The sequence below is a fragment of the Priestia sp. FSL H7-0729 genome, from assembly GCF_038005685.1.
GTDB lineage: Bacteria > Bacillota > Bacilli > Paenibacillales > Paenibacillaceae > Paenibacillus.
The window spans coordinates 113,439-131,329 of record NZ_JBBOTQ010000010.1 but is presented as its reverse complement, the minus strand read 5'-3'; the positions used below and the strand labels follow the sequence as shown (position 1 = coordinate 131,329).

General features: G+C 46.2%; 17 protein-coding genes. 8 read left to right on the top strand and 9 right to left on the bottom strand.

All coding sequences use genetic code 11. The features are described from left to right. The first annotated feature begins 180 nt into the window (after positions 1 to 180). Both MHH93_RS20960 and MHH93_RS20955 read left to right on the top strand, forming a co-directional pair. Positions 181 to 2,247, top strand: a complete 2,067-nt coding sequence (locus MHH93_RS20960) for a methyl-accepting chemotaxis protein (RefSeq protein ID WP_500055601.1) — start codon at positions 181 to 183, stop codon at positions 2,245 to 2,247. 177 nt (positions 2,248 to 2,424) lie between these two features. Then, a complete protein-coding gene (locus tag MHH93_RS20955; RefSeq protein WP_500055600.1) occupies positions 2,425 to 2,793 on the top strand; it encodes a VOC family protein in 369 nt (122 codons plus the stop codon). A 143-nt stretch (positions 2,794 to 2,936) separates the two neighbouring features. Here MHH93_RS20955 and MHH93_RS20950 read toward each other — a convergent pair whose 3' ends face one another. Further along, positions 2,937 to 4,145 carry an MFS transporter gene (locus MHH93_RS20950; protein WP_500055599.1) on the bottom strand — a complete coding sequence of 403 codons (1,209 nt, stop codon included), beginning with the start codon at positions 4,143 to 4,145 and terminating at the stop codon, positions 2,937 to 2,939. A 295-nt stretch (positions 4,146 to 4,440) separates the two neighbouring features. Here MHH93_RS20950 and MHH93_RS20945 point away from each other — a divergent pair, with 295 nt between their 5' ends. Beyond that, a complete protein-coding gene (locus MHH93_RS20945; protein ID WP_500055598.1) occupies positions 4,441 to 5,025 on the top strand; it encodes a TetR/AcrR family transcriptional regulator in 585 nt (194 codons plus the stop codon). Between the two features lie 102 nt (positions 5,026 to 5,127). On the opposite strand, the gene MHH93_RS20940 is transcribed toward MHH93_RS20945, so the two are convergent. Beyond that, positions 5,128 to 6,252, bottom strand: coding sequence for an LLM class flavin-dependent oxidoreductase (locus MHH93_RS20940; protein ID WP_500055597.1), 1,125 nt, complete (start codon positions 6,250 to 6,252; stop codon positions 5,128 to 5,130). 267 nt (positions 6,253 to 6,519) lie between these two features. Between MHH93_RS20940 and MHH93_RS20935 the strand changes: the two genes are divergently transcribed. From MHH93_RS20935 to MHH93_RS20925, 3 genes are all read left to right on the top strand, one after another. Further along, entirely contained in the window at positions 6,520 to 7,914 is a 1,395-nt protein-coding gene (locus MHH93_RS20935; protein ID WP_500055596.1) for a helix-turn-helix domain-containing protein, read from the top strand. A gap of 198 nt (positions 7,915 to 8,112) precedes the next feature. Then, a complete protein-coding gene (locus MHH93_RS20930; protein ID WP_500055595.1) occupies positions 8,113 to 8,637 on the top strand; it encodes a pyruvate kinase in 525 nt (174 codons plus the stop codon). Between the two features lie 310 nt (positions 8,638 to 8,947). Continuing rightward, on the top strand, positions 8,948 to 9,136 hold the full coding sequence (locus MHH93_RS20925) for a Spo0E family sporulation regulatory protein-aspartic acid phosphatase (protein ID WP_440391828.1): 189 nt from the start codon (positions 8,948 to 8,950) through the stop codon (positions 9,134 to 9,136). A gap of 135 nt (positions 9,137 to 9,271) precedes the next feature. Here MHH93_RS20925 and MHH93_RS20920 read toward each other — a convergent pair whose 3' ends face one another. The 4 genes from MHH93_RS20920 to MHH93_RS20905 form a co-directional block, all read right to left on the bottom strand. Beyond that, entirely contained in the window at positions 9,272 to 9,922 is a 651-nt protein-coding gene (locus MHH93_RS20920) for an amino acid ABC transporter permease (RefSeq protein WP_500055594.1), read from the bottom strand. Positions 9,923 to 10,144: 222 nt separating this feature from the next. Continuing rightward, on the bottom strand, positions 10,145 to 10,867 hold the full coding sequence (locus MHH93_RS20915) for an amino acid ABC transporter permease (RefSeq protein WP_500055645.1): 723 nt from the start codon (positions 10,865 to 10,867) through the stop codon (positions 10,145 to 10,147). Between the two features lie 102 nt (positions 10,868 to 10,969). Further along, on the bottom strand, positions 10,970 to 11,800 hold the full coding sequence (locus tag MHH93_RS20910) for a transporter substrate-binding domain-containing protein (RefSeq protein ID WP_500055593.1): 831 nt from the start codon (positions 11,798 to 11,800) through the stop codon (positions 10,970 to 10,972). A 39-nt stretch (positions 11,801 to 11,839) separates the two neighbouring features. Then, on the bottom strand, positions 11,840 to 12,568 hold the full coding sequence (locus tag MHH93_RS20905) for an amino acid ABC transporter ATP-binding protein (protein ID WP_421893485.1): 729 nt from the start codon (positions 12,566 to 12,568) through the stop codon (positions 11,840 to 11,842). A gap of 428 nt (positions 12,569 to 12,996) precedes the next feature. Between MHH93_RS20905 and MHH93_RS20900 the strand changes: the two genes are divergently transcribed. Further along, positions 12,997 to 14,610, top strand: a complete 1,614-nt coding sequence (locus MHH93_RS20900; protein WP_500055592.1) for a glycoside hydrolase family 28 protein — start codon at positions 12,997 to 12,999, stop codon at positions 14,608 to 14,610. A gap of 147 nt (positions 14,611 to 14,757) precedes the next feature. Here the strand turns inward: MHH93_RS20900 and MHH93_RS20895 are convergent, their stop codons facing one another. Further along, entirely contained in the window at positions 14,758 to 15,609 is an 852-nt protein-coding gene (locus MHH93_RS20895; RefSeq protein WP_500055591.1) for a helix-turn-helix transcriptional regulator, read from the bottom strand. 258 nt (positions 15,610 to 15,867) lie between these two features. Here MHH93_RS20895 and MHH93_RS20890 point away from each other — a divergent pair, with 258 nt between their 5' ends. Further along, positions 15,868 to 16,329, top strand: coding sequence for a cupin domain-containing protein (locus MHH93_RS20890; RefSeq protein WP_017691032.1), 462 nt, complete (start codon positions 15,868 to 15,870; stop codon positions 16,327 to 16,329). 87 nt (positions 16,330 to 16,416) lie between these two features. Here MHH93_RS20890 and MHH93_RS20885 read toward each other — a convergent pair whose 3' ends face one another. Both MHH93_RS20885 and MHH93_RS20880 read right to left on the bottom strand, forming a co-directional pair. Beyond that, complete coding sequence (locus tag MHH93_RS20885) at positions 16,417 to 17,271, bottom strand: hypothetical protein (RefSeq protein ID WP_500055590.1); 855 nt, start codon at positions 17,269 to 17,271, stop codon at positions 16,417 to 16,419. Continuing rightward, positions 17,268 to 17,786: a sigma-70 family RNA polymerase sigma factor gene (locus MHH93_RS20880; RefSeq protein WP_500055589.1), complete on the bottom strand. Its 519-nt coding sequence runs from the start codon at positions 17,784 to 17,786 to the stop codon at positions 17,268 to 17,270. Before MHH93_RS20880 ends, MHH93_RS20885 begins: the two co-directional genes overlap by 4 nt. Positions 17,787 to 17,891: the final 105 nt, after the last annotated feature.

The window sequence follows — 17,891 nt, the reverse complement described above, 5'->3', positions numbered from 1 at the left end:
CAACATCCATTTCAAAGATGGATCGTGTCGATCTAACAGGCCATTTTTTGATGTTGTGATAGCTTAAAAAGAAAAACAGTGGCAATATCTCCCTAATAGATCAATTACACTACGCATTTTTCCGATAATGAATATACATCGTACAGATGGAGATGGTCCAGGAAGTGGGGAGAATTGAAAATGGGGAAAAGACAAGGGGTAGGGCATAGGATCAAAAATATGTCCCTTAAAATCAAGCTGCCGATCATGATCAGTGTATTGGTTGTTCTGGTTCTGCTTGGTGCAACGACCACAAGTTATATGATTTCATCTGACGTTGTGGTCAGGAAAAGCAAGGATGAAATAAATGTAATGGCTGACCGCCTTGGGGAAGGGCTTTGGACAGCGATGCAGCTTCAACAACAATTAAGTCATGCGATGTCTGTACATAGTACGTTTAAAGAACTCTTGAAGTTGCGTGATACAAATGAAATGACAGATGAGACCTTTTTCACAGATGAGAATCCATATTTCAACAGAGCAAATACCGTTCTCGCCGATAGTATATCCGATACGGAAGGCTCCAAGCCGGACCTGTTCGTGTTTGATAAGGAAGGGAACATTGTGGCGGGAACCATGCCGGATGTTATTGGACAGCCACGGGGAGACCGTGAATATTTCAAGGAGTCCATACAGGGGAAATCCTTCATCAGTGATGCCGTTGTCTCTAAGACTAGCAAGAAGCTCATTATTGTATTCTCGGAGCCCATTTTGGATGAAGAGGGCAATATTTTGGGTGTGTTCGCCATGTCGGTGGACAGCAGCTTTTTCCTGGGCCAACTCGGGGGCATCCAGATTAATGGTCAAGGCAGAGTTGAAGTGTTGAGCCGGAGCGGCATTATTATGTATGATTCATTGGACCCTTCCATTGTGGGACAAACACTGGAAGACGACAAGGAAGCCATGGAACTTTTGGAGGCCAGAGCCACCGACAAAGTGAAAATCGCTTCGATGGATCGAGATGATACCTACTATCGGATCAATCAAATTCCAGGTGCAGATCTCTCCGTGGTCATTATTGATGATTATGATGATATCAAACGTCCATTAGAGGATATGCAGCGCCAGATGATTATCGTGACCTTGATCGGAGTTGCTCTGGCGATTGGCGTGGGATTGTTGATTTCTCGTAGTATTACGAGACCTATCATTCGTCTGATAGGACTGTTCAAACAGCTTGCTCAAGGGAATCTCACCGTTAAGGCTAATGGCAGATATCACAGTGAATTCAAGGATCTGGCAGAGAGCTTCAATGGCATGGTGGAGCAGAACAGGAACCTGATTACTGATATGAATAATTCGATTCATGTCCTCCAGGCCAGTACCCAGGAATTGGAGGAGACTTCCAAACAGACGGCCAGATCCATTGATGAGACATCAGCGACGTCCATGGGGATTGCGAAGGCGATGGAGGCTCAATCGGAAGATACCGAGCAGATTGTAGGCAAATTCAACAGCTTTGGTGATAAAGTGGCTGCCATGAACAGTAGTGCACAGGATGTGAAGGCAAAAGCGGATGAGATCGAATCTGTATTTCACAATGGGAGTGAAGTTGTTAATGAACTGATGCGTATCAATGAGGTGAACGAACGGGAAGTGGAAAAAATCTCGGAGATTACCGTCAAACTTCACACAAGTTCGGGCAGTATTAGTCAGATCACGGAAGCCATCAGCCAGATCGCCAAGCAGACGAACCTGCTGGCATTGAATGCTTCAATCGAAGCATCACGGGCTGGAGAGCATGGTAGAGGATTTGCGGTTGTGGCCGAAGAGATTCGCAATCTGGCAGAACAGAGTTCCCGCCAGTCCAAGGAAATCTCCAGCATTATCGAGCAGAATCTGGCCGATGTCGCCGAGAACAACCAAAGTGTTGCCGAAATTCATACCATCTCGTCCAGGCAGGATGAGCTTGTCATTCAGACTCGTCAGGCATTTGATATGATATTGGAGAAAGTAAGGGTCATTAATCAACAGATCGCCACGATGGCAGGACAGATGCAAGAGATGTTGCAGAACAAGGATGACGTACTGGAGTCAGCCCATAGCTTGTCTGCTTCAGGGGAGCAGGTATCTGCTTCGGTTGAGGAAGTAACAGCAACTATGATGGAGCAGTCTTCCACGGTGCAGCAGTTGGCGAACATGGTCGATACAATCGATCAATTGACGCAAAAGTTGGCCGAATCGGCTGCAAGATTCAAGGTGGAGTAAGCGTAGCGTAAGGTGGAATTGATACAACAGCAGGAGAAAGACGATAAAAGAGCACTCCGAAGGAGTGCTCTTTTATTTTGGATCAAAAAAAAAAGAACACTACTGACATACTGTTGGCAAGAGCGGTCTTGTATGATCCAGATATAAACAATCCCATATATAAAGGAGAACAACATTATGTCAGTAATCGGACCCGATTTCATTTCACTTCAAGTGAGCAATCTTGAGAGCTCTGCCGAATTCTATCAAAACTATCTCGGACTGGTACGTTCACAGGCGGGACCACCTCATGCGGTGGTCTTTAATACCAAGCCTATTACATTTGCTCTTCGTGACCTATTGCCAGGAACCGAACTCGGTTCAGGTACTCAGCCAGGACTTGGTATCGCCCTGTGGCTTCATGCCCCGGATACACAAGACATTCACGACAAGCTTGCTGCGGCAGGCGTTAAGATTACATCTGTACCCATAGATGGACCATTCGGGCGAACTTTTACATTTGCCGACCCAGACGGGTACCAAGTTACCCTTCACAGTAAAGCCTAATACGCAGATGTATCCATCTTAATCATAGTGATATCTTGCTCTGTCATAGGGAGCCAAGTGATGATTACAACATGAAGGGCAGAACTGATCCTGAAGATCAGTCTGCCCTTTTTTCGTCGTGCGGATTGAACGATCTATTCATTCTATTTATTGCTGACGACTAGCGCTTTCTTTTCCGTAAAGTAATACAACAAAGCAAGCAGCGGCATGATCAGGCCAATCAGCGTTGTGAGACTCCAGCCTCCGTTAGCATACGACCAGCCTCCAAGAGATGAACCCATCGCACCGCCAACAAAAAAGATCGACATGAATATGCCATTCACACGCCCTCTCGCTTCACTTCCTAAGGAGTAGATAATGCGTTGACCCAATACCAGATTACCCGAGACAGCCATATCCAGTGTGATCGCCACGATCACAAGCAGGATCAATGCAAACGTGGAGTGGCTCTGGAACACATAAGCCAAACCGAATGAAGCCGCAGCGATGATCATGGCAGCACCCGTGAGAATACGCGTTAGTCCGCGATCTGCCAATCTCCCGGCGATGGGAGCGGCAATGGCACCTCCAACACCAGCCAGTGCGAACCAGGCAATGCCTTGCTGTGACATGCCAAAATCGTTAGCCAGCCTGAGCGGAACCGTAGTCCAGAACAAGCTGAATGTACCAAACAGACTGGCCTGATAGATCGCCCGACGGCGTAGCAGCGGCATCGTTCTGAACAGTGTGCCCAAGGATATGATTAATTGTCCGTACTTCAAGGTGGGTTCAGGTTGGCGAGCAGGCAGAGCACGCGATAGAAGCAGCATTAGAAGTGTTATGACAATGGCGGAGAATACAAAGACCGTCTGCCATCCGAAGAAGCTGGTGATAAAGCTTGCGACAGGACGAGCCAGCATGATGCCCAGTAGCAGACCACTCATTACATTGCCGACAACCCGTCCGCGTTGTTCCTCGGAAGTAAGATATGTCGCATAGGGCACCAGAATCTGAGCGACAACAGAACCTATACCTATGAATAGAGAGGCAGTCAAAAATACAACAGCAGTGTGCGAGAAAGCCGCAGCAATCAGGGCAACAACCAGTACGATGAGGAAAAGAACGACCAGGCGTCGATTCTCGATAATGTCACTGAGCGGCACGATGAATAACAAACCAATAACATAACCAATCTGAGTCAATGTTACAATCAATCCGGCAGCAGCAGAAGAAAGGCCCGTGGTCATGCTAATCGGTCCGATAACGGTCTGAGCATAATACAGGTTTGCCACGATCAATCCACAAGCGGATGCCAGCAAAAAAATAATCCAGGCAGGTATAGGTGCCTTCTTCACTTGTTGTCTCATATCCATCTTAATCATCCTCCACAGATTTCATATTCGTATTAAAAATTCGATATTCCAGATAAACGGGTGCTGTTTAAAAAGTTAATTACTAAACGTTGTGTTCACTAATTAAAACATATAATAAACTAAACGTTTAGTATTGTAAATAGGCTCTATATATTTTAATGAGACTTTAATGAGGATGAAAAGGTGAACGGAGAGTGAATTGTGTGTACGCAATGCATTTTAGTATAATGAACGTATCGTTTTTATGAATATTACTGATGATAAAATATATTTTTTACATCCAGGAGGGCTCAAGATGACTGCCAAAAGAGGACGTCCGCGTAACATGGAAACCCAGAATGCCATTCTTAACGCATCCTATGAGTTGTTGTTGGAACACGGATTCGGGGCTGTTACGATCGAGAAGATTGCTGAGCGCGCACAGGTGAGCAAAGCCACGATCTACAAATGGTGGCCCAACAAAGGCGCTGTCATCATGGACGGATATATGTCTGCCGCAACGGCAAGATTACCCGTACCGGATACAGGCTCGGTATTGGAAGATATACGCATACATGCGAGTAATCTGGTTCGTTTTTTGACCAGTCGGGAAGGAAAAGTGATTACGCAGATTATCGGAGAAGGGCAATCGGATGAAGGGCTTGCCGAAGAATACCGCACAAGATACATCCAGCCACGTCGGCGTGAAGCATGGGGAATTCTGGAGAAGGGCGTGGAGCGTGGTGAATTGAAGAGTGGGATGGATATTGGACTATACATTGATCTGATCTATGGACCGGTGTTCTATCGCATGTTAGTGACCGGTGAAGCGATGGATGATGCATTTGTAGATGTGTTGCTCCGTTCACTGTTTGAAGGCATTCAGTTCAACCAGGTATAGGGAGAGCGGCGATATAGCAGGGAGGAAGAGGAGGGAAGAGGGCGATTCATAGGAATCACCCTGGAAGGGAACGCGTGTGGCATATGGTACGTGGAAGAAACTTTAAACCTGGAATATAGGTGAGATGGCTGTGGGCCGTGAGTCTGTAACATTAGAGGACAGGAAGGATGAGTGCTGGGTTAACACCGGGGGTTCATTCCATACTGAACTTGGCAGTTCACGGCGTAATACAGGGGCCACTTCCTTGGCAAAACGCTCCACTTGCTCCAACTGCTCGCTATGCGTCAATCCATCTACGCTGATACTCAGCACCTGATGTCCGTATGCGGCATGATAGTCCAGAATTTTCTCAATAACCTGTTCCGGACTGCCGATTAACGCAGGACCACGTGCAATGTTATCCTCCAGATCGGTGAAGGGCGACTGGTTATGCTGTGCGGCGGCGGTGGCATGGAACGCTTCATAGTATGGCTTATAGCGGCGGATGGCTTCTTCACCCGTATTGGCAAGATACAGACTGCCGGCACCAGAGCCAATCACTGCCTGCTGCGGATCATGACCATAATAATCAAGGCGCTCCCGATAATGATCAATTAACGCTTTGTATTTGGCCTGAGGGTGAAAAGAATTCGACGTGAAGAGCGGTTCGCCATATTTGGCAGCGAGTTCGGTTGAGACCGTGCTGGACGCGCTACCATGCCAGATTGGGATGGACTGCTGAAGCGGCCTGGGCCACGTGGTCACGCCCTCAAGCGGAGGGCGATACGTTCCCTGCCAGGTGACATTCTCTTCAGACCATAGCCGTCTTAGCAAATGATACCGTTCATCGAGTGAGTCCCATTGTTCCTCTTCGCTTATGCCAAACAGCGGATAGTGTCGAGGGTCATTGCCTTTCCCGATGATCATCTCCAGCCGTCCGCCTGATAATTGATCGAGCGTGGCATAATCCTCGGCAACCCGGACTGGATCAAGTATACTAAGAACAGTGACGGTGGTTAGTAACCGAATGCGTGTGGTTGCTGCGGCTATTGCGGTTAATACGACAGGTGGCGAGGAAGATAGAAAAGGCGCACCATGTCGTTCACCGATCCCATAGGCATCAAATCCCAGTCGTTCAGCCAGCTTCGCCTGCTCCAATATATTGTGGAATTTCTGCTGAGTCGTCAGAGCTTCCCCGGTTACGGCATTAGGCAGATTCATCATGAGACTAAATAAGGCAAATTTCATCTGACCTTCTCCTTGAACTGAATTGATCGCATCTGTGTTGTATAATCCTATTGAAATAGTAGGATATGTAAGTTGCATTAAATGTATCACGTTCTCACGGATTCTTCTAATGGATTTTTTCTATAAGGAAAAATTCAGTTCAGGCTTCCTTGCACACATGCGAAGGAAATTGCCACGATTTTTATTGACCGCTGTAAAATTTAGGATTAAAATTGTGCTTATCATATAAATTCAAAATTATGGATTTTAATTGTGGAGGTGGGATACATGGAACCTACAACTACGATACGCTCATATATTGAGGACTACATCAGGAAACAAGGGTACACCCTTCAGTATTTTGCCGATATATCGGGAGTTAACGCCGGAACGCTTAGTGCAATTATTAAGGGGACTCGGCCCATCGCTATGGCGCAACTGGATCTGATTACCCAAGGCATGAAGCTGGAAGAAGGGTATTTCTACGAGATCTATGGAGCTGAATGTTTCGTGGAATCGGCACCCCATTGGAGAAGGCTGGAGCCATTCCTGCAGCGCTGTGCCGAATTGGACAAGCTGGAATGTATTCAGAAGGTTATTCAGGAAGTGACCGATGATCGCTCGTATATCTCGGAGTTGTTCGAGATGGCGGAAGGCATGCTTGAGCGTGGACAGACGAAGGCCGCACGGATGTTGTACGAATGTGTGGCGGAGTGTGAGAAATATCAGCACTCGGAACGTCTCGCTCTGTGTCAGTATCGCATCTTCACGTTATCTCTCGGTCAGGACCAACATGAGAATCTGCGTGCAGCCGTACATTTTGAACCGTATATTAATCGGCTGGATGAGGAACGGCAGCTGGATGCGATTAGGGAGCTGGCTAATACATACAATGGGTTATGTCATTGGGATAAAGTATTTCAGTTAGCCGATGAACTGTTGCAACGAGTCAAATTTTTGGAACAATATAAAAATAAAAAAAAGGGATTGGAGTTTATTCGAGCCTCCAAACACCCGTTATTTACTTATAAATTTTATGCTTACTTATTAATAGCAACTGTATGGGGAGAGCGTAAAGAGTATGAAAAGGCGCTAGAGTATACTTCTTTCTATTCAGATATTGTTATTGAAGAATCTACTACAGAAGATCAACTCTTTATAAAGCGATTTAAAGATTGGGCTGAAGTTAATACCTATTTATATAAGTTGATGACGGGCGACTATAATGCGCTTAACTCTTATCTCGACTTTATAGAAGCAAATGAAAATGAAACTCTTCTTGGACTTGTCAAAGTTATGGAAGCGGCTAATCAATACCAACTGAATGTTGACCATGTTCTCAAAAGATTTGATTCGTTTATCCGTATGTTAGTTAATGATTCTAACTATGAGAGTAGTTATACTACACAGATAAAAGATGATCGTTATACTAAATTTTGGGCTGAATTAGCGTTCTACCAGTTGTCTAAAGCCAGGCATAATGAAGGATTCAGGGACCTGCTTACTTGTCTGAGTTCTGCCCACAAGATCAAGGATGACTCCACCATAATTTATTGTGTGAGTTTATTTGAGGAATACAGAACACAGGCTTCTGATTCAATAGAGTCCCAATATAAAAGTATTATCAAGGAGGTTTATGGTCGATATGAGAAAAAAAGCAATGTTGGTATTAACGCTGTTTAGTTCTTTCATTATGTTTTCTAGTATTACTGGTGGTATAAATAATATTATAAATCTGATTTTTAATCATGGTGCAGGTGGATATTAGGAATATTTGGTATTAAAGTCTTCAATAACATGCGTCTTATTTCCGGGATATGGAGATGGGGCGCTTATTTGTACTGTCCATTAGTTTATTTATAACGAAAAGAGGATTTATCATTGCAAATTGATATTCAGAAGCTTTACGACAAATATATAACATTGAACATTCCTAATCCATTCACTTTAGAGCAGATCGATGAACGGCTAACAGAGAAGTTTTACGCTGAGAAGGTAGATTTAGAGGAGTTTTCCGACTTACGCAATGATCCTCATGCGGAATTTGATCAGGCGATTGCAGCTTATGTATTTAAGGATGAGAGGGGAACCAAGCAATTAATTAGCTTGAACAAGGATGAGGATATCCATGAGCCATTGGAGTTTGCATGGATCATCAATTCCACTGTGCGAGGATTTTCGCTTCTATTAATTCTTGAAATTGAAGTATTTTATGGAATGGCAGAGAGTGAGATGACTCTTGGCAATCCACGTTTTGAGGAATATCTGATCCTACTCTATTTAACAGGCTACATTGAGTTTGAGAATGACTCCTTCATTGGTCCATTATGTGCTCGTTATCGAGAGGGTTACAGACTTCGTTATTTTGGCATGCAGAATGGTGATGACAATTATCTATACGAATAAATTTGCTGTCGGATGTGGTTATTAACTTCGTGCGGGAGAAAGGTGCAAATAATACTTAGGGTAAAATGGATAATATGTCCATAAATCACTTTAACGTTAAGGATTCGAGGATTTTCGAATACGATATGTAGACATGTTACAAAAATCTTTGCCCACATCTTGTAGAAAAGGACAGACGTCATATCTCTATGCAAAATGCTTGATGTTGAAAGTATCTCGATGTAAATAAATATTTTGTTCTGCAAAGGAATAAAATATGAATTTTTTGGCAATGTATCCTAAAATGTTATACAAAGAGGGGGTGCATGCTATGAGTGAACCGAAGCAGATCAAAGATAAAATCGAACGGAATAGGCATGAGTTAAGTCGTTTGGCGGAGAATCATGGCATGCAAGACAACAAAGTCCTTCAACAATCGATGCTCCTGGATGAACTGATTAATGAGTATAATCGTTTTAAATATAAGAACGGATTCATGAACAGACAACCGATTGCATAATGCAGTCGGTTGTTTTTAGTTATGGCGTGGTGCGAAGTTGGAATGGGAGAGGGGCTCTGTTCCGAGCCTATAGCCTATAAAGACAAACAAGACTCCAAAACCACGTTGAAGTGGGGTTGGAGTCTTTGGACTGTCTCAATTCATGCGTGCCTCAAGTCGCCTTGCGACAATGGACAGCGTGTAGTTGATGACAAAATACAATACGGCTGCGAGCAGCAAAGCCGGAATGATGTAATCGAAACTTTGGCCGCCGAGGATCTGCACGTTGTGCATCAGCTCCGGCAGGGAGATGATGATCGCCAGTGAGGTATCCTTCAGGAGTGAGATGAACTGGCTGACCATTGGCGGGGACATGCGGCGTAGCGCCTGTGGCATGATAATGCCACCAAGGGTCTGCATGTAGCTCAAGCCCGAGGAGCGGGCGGCTTCTACTTGACCGCGTTCAACTGACTTTAGACCGCTACGGACGATCTCCGCGATCATCGCGCCTTCGAACAGGCTCAGTCCAACGACGGTGGACCAGAAGACGGACATTTTAATCCCGAGCTGCGGAAGTACGATGTGGATGAAGAAAATGATAAGCAGCAGCGGCAGATTGCGAATCGTATCCACGATCACCGCGACGATCTGCGACAGAACAGGGATACGGGTAAACCGTAACGTACCCAGCACGGTGCCGAGTATGAAGCTGAATACAATGGATAGCCCCGCTACCTGCAGGGTGATCAGGAATCCGTGAAGCAGGAAACGAAGGTTGGGCCAGGCATAGGCCCCGCTAAAGTCCATATTTTATTAGCCTCCTTCTGTATGCAGGAATGGAATATCGAAGATCAATAGATGGGGCATGGACTGTGTAAAAGCAACTCAAGCACCGTAGCAGTGAATTACAATATGCACTGTGACGTGATCACCAATGCCAGTAAAACACAGACGATCCAGTACTCATTTAAACCACCTGGACAAGCCAATATATCTCCCTAAAAATCTGCGCAGGTATAAGTCAATCTGTTACATGGTGACTTGACCTGCCGGTTTGTTCTTCTTCGGTTTGCCCTTGGTGCTGCGCGCCTCTGCATCGCTCTGTCCAAACCTGCGCTCCATATAATGCACCAGAAAGCTGAGTGGTAGAGTCAGCACCAGATAGAACAGGGCAACAATGGTGTACACACTTAGCGGCTGGAACGTATCCGAGTTAACCAAGTCGGCAAAATACATAAGATCCATTCCGGCAACAACGGCAAGAATAGATGAGTTTTTGACCAAATTGATGAACTGGTTGCCGATGGACGGCAGTACAATCTTGATGGCCTGGGGCAGAATGATCAGATTCATGGCCTGTACATAGGACAAGCCGGAGGATCTTGCCGCTTCCAATTGTCCCCGCGGCACCGTCTGAATGCCCGCTCGGATCGCTTCGGCAATGAAAGTAGCGGTGTAGATGGTCAGACCCAGCGTACCGGAGACAAATCCGTCCAGCGAAATGCCGAGTGCAGGCAGTCCAAGATAGAAGAAAAACACAACCAGTAACAGTGGAATGTTTCGGATAAATTCCACAAAAGCTGTGCCGATCCAGTTCAGCGGTTTCACAGGGGATATCCGAAAGATAGCCAGGATTGCACCAAGGATAAAGCTGCCGATCAGAGCCATAATGCTCACTTGAATGGTGTTCAGGAATCCTTCCAGAAAACGATCCGAGTGTCGCATCAGTACGTTGAAATCCAATGTGCCCATATAGGCGAAGCCTCCGTTCTCCAGGATGGTAAAACGGCGATTACGCCTGCTCATGCATCGCATCCAGCAGACGAAAACACCGCTACTCATCATTAATCGGAATTACTCGGGCTTGGAGCCCAGCCATTTCTCATGTAATGTGTCATATTCCCCGCTGTCTTTCATGTTTTTGAGCAGCTTGTTGACTTCTTCCACGAAGGCAGTGTCGCCTTTGCGAATGGCCATACCATAAGGTTCACTTGTGAAATTGCCACCAACCAATTGGAAGCTGTTATCTGTCTGTTGCATGCCGATAAGGATGATATTATCTGTGGTCAGCGCTTCGCCTTTACCTGCTTTGAGAGCAGTGAATGCATCCTGATAGTTATCGAATTCAAGTACCTCAGCGTCCGGGGCTTTCTCGCGAATGTTCTGAGCGGACGTGGAGCCTTTCACCGCGAGCACTTTCACCCCGCTGAGGCTTTCCAAGCCGGTAATCGCACTATCATTTTTTACCAGCAGGGATTGGCCTGCCTCGAAGTAAACATCACTGAAATCCACCTGTTCCTTACGCTCATCCGTGATCGTCATCGTAGCAATGATGATGTCGATGTCTCCATTTTGCAGCATGGGAATACGTGTCTTGGAAGTGACCTCTTTCAGTTCGACCTTGGTCTCATCTCCAAGGATCTGTTTGGCGAGTGCCTTGGCGATATCAATATCGAATCCTTCAACGTTGCCACTTGCGGGATCTTTCAATCCGAATAGCTTCGTATCATATTTCACACCGGCAATGAGTTTGCCGCGCTCTTTAATCTGTTCGATTGTTCCTTTGGCTTCAGCATCCCCGCCAGAACCGCCACTACTGCTCTCCTCGCCTGTGCTACAACCTGACAATACCAGCGAGAGAATGAGGACGAGTATAAATGATGGCCATACCAATAATTTTTTCATGAAAAAAGACCCCTTTCAAAATGGAATAGTGGATTATTCTCAATGATGAATCAGACGGCTCAGGAATTGCTGTGCTCGTTCTTCTCTGGGGTTGTCAAAAAATTCGGCAGCGGTAGCCTCTTCTACAATTCGGCCTTCGTCCATGAAGATGACCCGGTCCGCAACTTCGCGGGCGAATCCCATCTCATGAGTAACGACGACCATGGTCATGCCATTATGGGCAAGGGAGCGCATCACATCGAGGACTTCCCCGATCATCTCGGGATCGAGTGCAGAGGTAGGTTCATCAAACAGCATAATTTTGGGCTCCATGGCGAGCCCCCTGGCGATGGCTACCCGTTGTTGCTGCCCACCGGACAACTGGGAGGGATAACTGTCTGCTTTGTCGGCAATGCCGACCCGGGTTAGATACTTCATTGCGGTTGCGGCTGCCTGTTCTTTGGGTTGTTTACGCACCTTCATAGGTGCAAGGGTAATGTTATCGATGACTTTTTTGTGAGGATAGAGATTGAAGTGTTGAAATACCATGCCGATGTCACGGCGGAAGAGGTTAATGTCCACCTTTTTCTGATGCAGAGGGATCCCACTGACGACAAGTTCACCTTCGGTAATGGTCTCCAGGCGATTAATACAACGGAGTAACGTGCTTTTCCCGGAGCCGGAAGGCCCGATAATGACGACGACCTCTCCTTCTTCGATGTGAAGATGGATATCCTTGAGGACATGAAAATGACCAAAATGCTTTTGGACACCCCTAAATTCAATCAAGAGTAAACCCCATCCTTTCTGCAACGTTTGTTTGGAAAAGGAATATTAAGGAATATATTGAAACTAGTTATTTAATCATACATAGTCATCCTGCTTGTGGCAATTGGTTTGTGATAAAACATGACATAAGTAATGGGTTTCCTAGGGCTATAGCCAGTAAATGTGTTATATATCTGTCATGTTATTAAATGCCTTGTGACGAATCCTGACAGAAAAATGAATCTATTCTCCTAGTTGTTTTCCAACCTTTGGAATAGTTGTATAGAGTATACTGAGAGTGGTGTTTGATTTATGACTTTGAATTATAAAAACAAATAGCATCAAGTTCCACGTGTACATGGCAAAAAAGCTTAACCTTGCACTTCTTGCCATTGATATGATTGATCCCATAACAATTCCATTACAGGTAGAGAGGATGATTATGCACAATGAATACATATCACTCCTCATTATCGACAGGAGCAAGTGCCCAGTCCGATATTCGAGCTTATGAAGCCGATTTGCCTGTCATTCCGGCTCAGGATTTTCAGCTTACAGACTATGGAGCTGTTGGAGACGGCGTAACGGATAATACAGAAATGTTTCGGCTTGCCATCGCGGCATGTGCCGAAGCAGGAGGTGGCAGAATTGTGATCCCTGCCGGGGTATGGCTCACAGGTCCGATTGTAATGCGCAACCGGATCGAGCTGCATGCGGAAGCAGGGGCGCTAGTTACGTTTAGCCGAGATTTTGATCAATATCCATTGATTGCATCGAGCTTCGAAGGCTGGCAGGTTGTCCGTTGCCAATCCCCGATTGATGGTGATCAACTGGAGGATATTGCGATTACCGGTGAAGGGATATGGGACGGTGGCGGTGAAGCCTGGCGTCCGGTGAAACGCTCCAAAATGACCACTTCACAATGGAGCCGATTGATCGCTTCAGGGGGTGTTGTAGAGCAAGCTGGTGGGGGTGAAGAAATCTGGTGGCCATCCACAGCTGCACTTGAAGGCGGTATCATTGCAAATCGTTTGCATCAAGAGCAAGTGCGTGATGTCGCTGCATATGAAGAAGTTAGAGACTTTTTACGTCCCAACATGGTCAGCTTGCGCAGATGCAAACGGGTACTGCTGGATGGTCCAACGTTCCAGAACTCACCTGCATGGAATCTACATCCATGGGCATCCGAGCATATCACTATTCGTAACGTGAGTGTACGGAATCCGTGGTTCTCACAGAACGGAGATGGATTGGACATTGAATCCTGCCGTCATGTGGTGGTGGAGAAGAGTGTATTCGATGTCGGTGATGATGCGATCTGTCTGAAATCAGGCAAAGATGCCGAAGGCCGTGAACTGGGTCTTCCATCGGAGTACATCACCATTCGGGATTGCACGGTGTATCACGGTCATGGTGGTTTTGTCATTGGCAGTGAAATGTCAGGTGGTGTGCGGCATGTGCGAGTATCGGATTGTACGTTTATTGGCACGGACATTGGACTTCGCTTCAAAAGCGCCCGTGGACGTGGTGGAGTAGTTGAAGATATTCAGATCGAGCGCATCTATATGAAAGATATCATTATGGAAGCCATATCGTTTTCCTTTTTCTATGCCAATCAGGAAGGGTCTGCCCGGGGCAGTGACTTGTCTCAGGAGATTAGCGAAGAGACCCCGGTGTTTCGGGATATTCGAATCTCGGATGTGGTCTGTGCCGGTGCGGACACTGCGCTGCTCGTGAGTGGGTTGCCAGAGCGGCCTTTAGATGGCGTGAGCATTGAGCGTTACAACGTGCAAGCCCGCAGTGGAATCCAATGTGCTCATGCGAAGCATCTGCATATCGCTGAATTGCAGGCGCAGATTACTGAAGGTCCCTTGGTTCATTTGCACCAGTGCAAAGGGGCGGAGTTAGAGAGCATTCAGGGCAAAGGTGCAGATGGCCGACTTCTGATGGTGACTGGACACGAGTCCGCAGGCATTGTATGTCGTGAAGGCGATGCCGATACAGACGGGCGCCAGATCTCAGTTGGTCCTGAAGTACGAAGTGGCGTAATTATTCGCAGGTAAAGGTATGTAGTAGGCTTATATACACAGGTCTGTTCAGCCGGAGTGGCGTAGCCATTGATCCAGTAATTGTGATGCTTTCCGATATAAGAATACGCAATCTCTGGAGTAGGGCTACCCACTTGGTCTTTATATGATGTGTCTCAGGATCTACCGGTGTTCCTTGCGATAGCGCAGCGGTGTTGTACCGGTGACCTGTTTGAATGTTTTGTTAAAATGAGCCGTATGCTCAAATCCTACTTTCTCTGCGATCATTTGTACACGCTCTTGTGTGGACAGCAGTCTCCGCTGTGCCTCACGGACTCGGACAACACGCAGATATTCGCTGAACCGAAATCCGGTAAATCGGCTGAACATTCGGCTCAGATAGGAAGGGCTGATATAGAAGCGATTAGCTGCTCCTTCCAGCGTAAGTGGTTCGGTATAGTTGTTATTTACATACGTGACAATTTCACTGATTTTATCCTGCATCGGATGCAGGGGACCTGGGCATGACTGCCGAATGATCTCCTCTACCCGATGAATACGGATCAACAGTTGGGCGAGCAGACTTCTTACGGCGATCTCATAGTGAGGGCGGCGTTCTTTGCACTCTTGCAGCATTTGCCACAATATACGCTCCATCTCGGGCTGTTCTGCCTCAGGCAGACGAAGGAGTCTGGAACAATTAAATGGCAGCAGACCACATATGCCGAGCTCCATCCCCGTTGCAAAAGCAGGTGAAAAACCGATTAAGATTCGTTCGAAGCCGGGAATGCTTCCTTTGGAGGTGGTATGTACATCATGTGGATTGATCAGAATGAAATCACCCTTGCGAGCAGACAGAATCTGACCATTCATGGAATAGACGCGTTCTCCTTCGAGCAGATAATACAATTCGTAGAATGGATGAGCGTGAGGCTGAGGCATACCATTCCCGTCATGTCTGCGCATATGTTCAATGGTGAATGCATGTTCACCGATTCGATATTTGGGTCCAATCCGATCCTCTATGAGACTCATGGTACAGCTCCTCTCTGCTTCACGGATTAACAGTGATATCCATATCATAACGGAAAATCCATCTTTTTGTAAACGCTATCATTGAGGAGATGAGTGTTTCTTTATTCTTTTGGATGAATACCGGGAGAAGGGATCTGGCATGGGCCAAGTGTGCTGTCAAGGTGACAAAACTTGCATGATGTTTTAGAGTAAGGGGAGAGAGGCGAAACTCTGGTTAAGGAGTGTCTCCAATATGATGTAGAAGGAAGGAATCAGGTTATGACGACACATGAATTATCGCCATTGGTTGCTGCGCTCAATATGCAGCCTCACGTTGAAGGCGGTTGGTATAAAGAAGAATGGAAGGCATCTTATCAGATTCCACAGTCCGTGCTGCCGGATACATATTCCGGTCCACGATTCTCGGCAAGTTCCACGTATTTCCTGCTGCATGCACATGAAATTTCCGAGTGGCATACCGTTCTGTCCGATGAACTTTGGCTCTGGCATAGTGGCAGTCCGGTTGAACTGAAGCTGGGCGGCAACGGGGAGAACCCGGAGAATGAGGAAGTTCTTGTTCTGGGAATGGATATCGCTGCGGGACAATCACCACAGGTGCTCGTTCCTGCCGGCGTATGGCAGACAGCGCGCCCGCTGGGCGATGAGCCTGTGCTGGTAACTTGCGTAGTCGCGCCAGGTTTCCACTTTGATGATTTCAAGCTTGTATCCAAAAGCGAATAGAACCTGATATAGAAATAAGGAATAAGATATAAGAATCCCGATTCAGGTGCATAGGCATCCGAATCGGGATTTTTCTTATGGCAATAACTAATCCTTTGGATTTTCGTTACTCATCCAGCTGTCCACATAAAATTCTCCATGATAATCCGGTTGCCGGGCGAGTTCTTTGAGCTTCTGTTCAGCTTCTTCAGCGGAAGGATATTCTCCAATAACTGCTGTAAACTCACCAGTGGACGTTTTGAGGAAGGAGATGTCCTCATCTGGATATGATTCTTTAATTATGCCCATCGATTCTCCAAAAGGCATTGGTTCTGTGCGGAGAGAGTATACTTTCCGAGGGGTGACCGGTTTGCTGTCGGAAGTCAATTTCACTTCCAGGTATCCGGGGTTTTGGAATTCCGTAATGGCATACTGTACCCCTTCTTGTAAAACAACGACGAATCCGACGGAAGAGTCGTCTAAAATCATGGAACCATAAACATCTTTCACCAAAGGTTGGGTCATAAAGTCGGCTTTGACTTTCTCTACATCCATGTAACGTGCACCGCTAAACGTGAAGAGGACACGATTCGGTGCTTCTTTGTGTACGACATTATAAGAAGGTGCATCATGGGCCTGGTCCTGTTCGTCGGTGCTAAAATTAATTTTAAGCGTATTTTCAGTTGCTTCTGAACCCACGGTTACGCCATCCGTAACCTTGCCGCCATCGCCGAATTGAAGTACCTGAACAATCGTTCCGACCACAGGTATTTTGATCATGGCGTTTGCGACGGAAGGAATGTTGATGATGAGCAGAAAAGCGGCACATGCTACCAGACTGGAAGCGTAGCGAATGATACGGGATGAGCTTTTGCGAGCGGCAGCCTTTTGCTGCGCATGACGAATAACATCTGAAAGTTGAGCTGGAATTTCAATGTTCTCGTAACGTTCTTTACCTGTCATAGATCTCCAACCTCTCCTTCAATTAAATCCATTTTTAATTTGTTGATAATCCGATAGAATCTCGACTTCACGGTATTCTCTGACAGGGATAGCACCTCAGCGATCTCTCGAAAACGCATATTACCAAAAAACTTTAGTATAATATAGGCTCTATCTTCCGGAACGAGCCGATCCAGTGCATCATACAGATCCATTTTCTCTTCCACAGATGCCCCTCGCTCTGGAGCTACAAACTGCTGAACATGATCCTCCATATAGGTCACTCGTTGATTGCGTCGAATATGGTCTATCGCTGTGTTAATCACAATTCGTGACATCCAGGAATCAAAATAAGTCATGGATTCCATCTTTCCATAAGCGATGAACCCTTTATAGACTGCTTCGGATACGATATCCAGCGCTTCTTGTTCATTTTTAACGTAGCAGTACGCCAGTCGATATAATTTATTTTGAATCTCTGTTATTTTTTCGCTGAACTGTTCTTCTTTTGTCTTTCTATGGTTCAGTCTAATCACACCTGATCCCCCCATGATAAACCTAAATGTTCAAGTCACCGCTCGTTCCAGGCCTGGATTCAAGTGCTGCTTGAGTTCGCTTGACACTCGTTAGACTGATGAGGA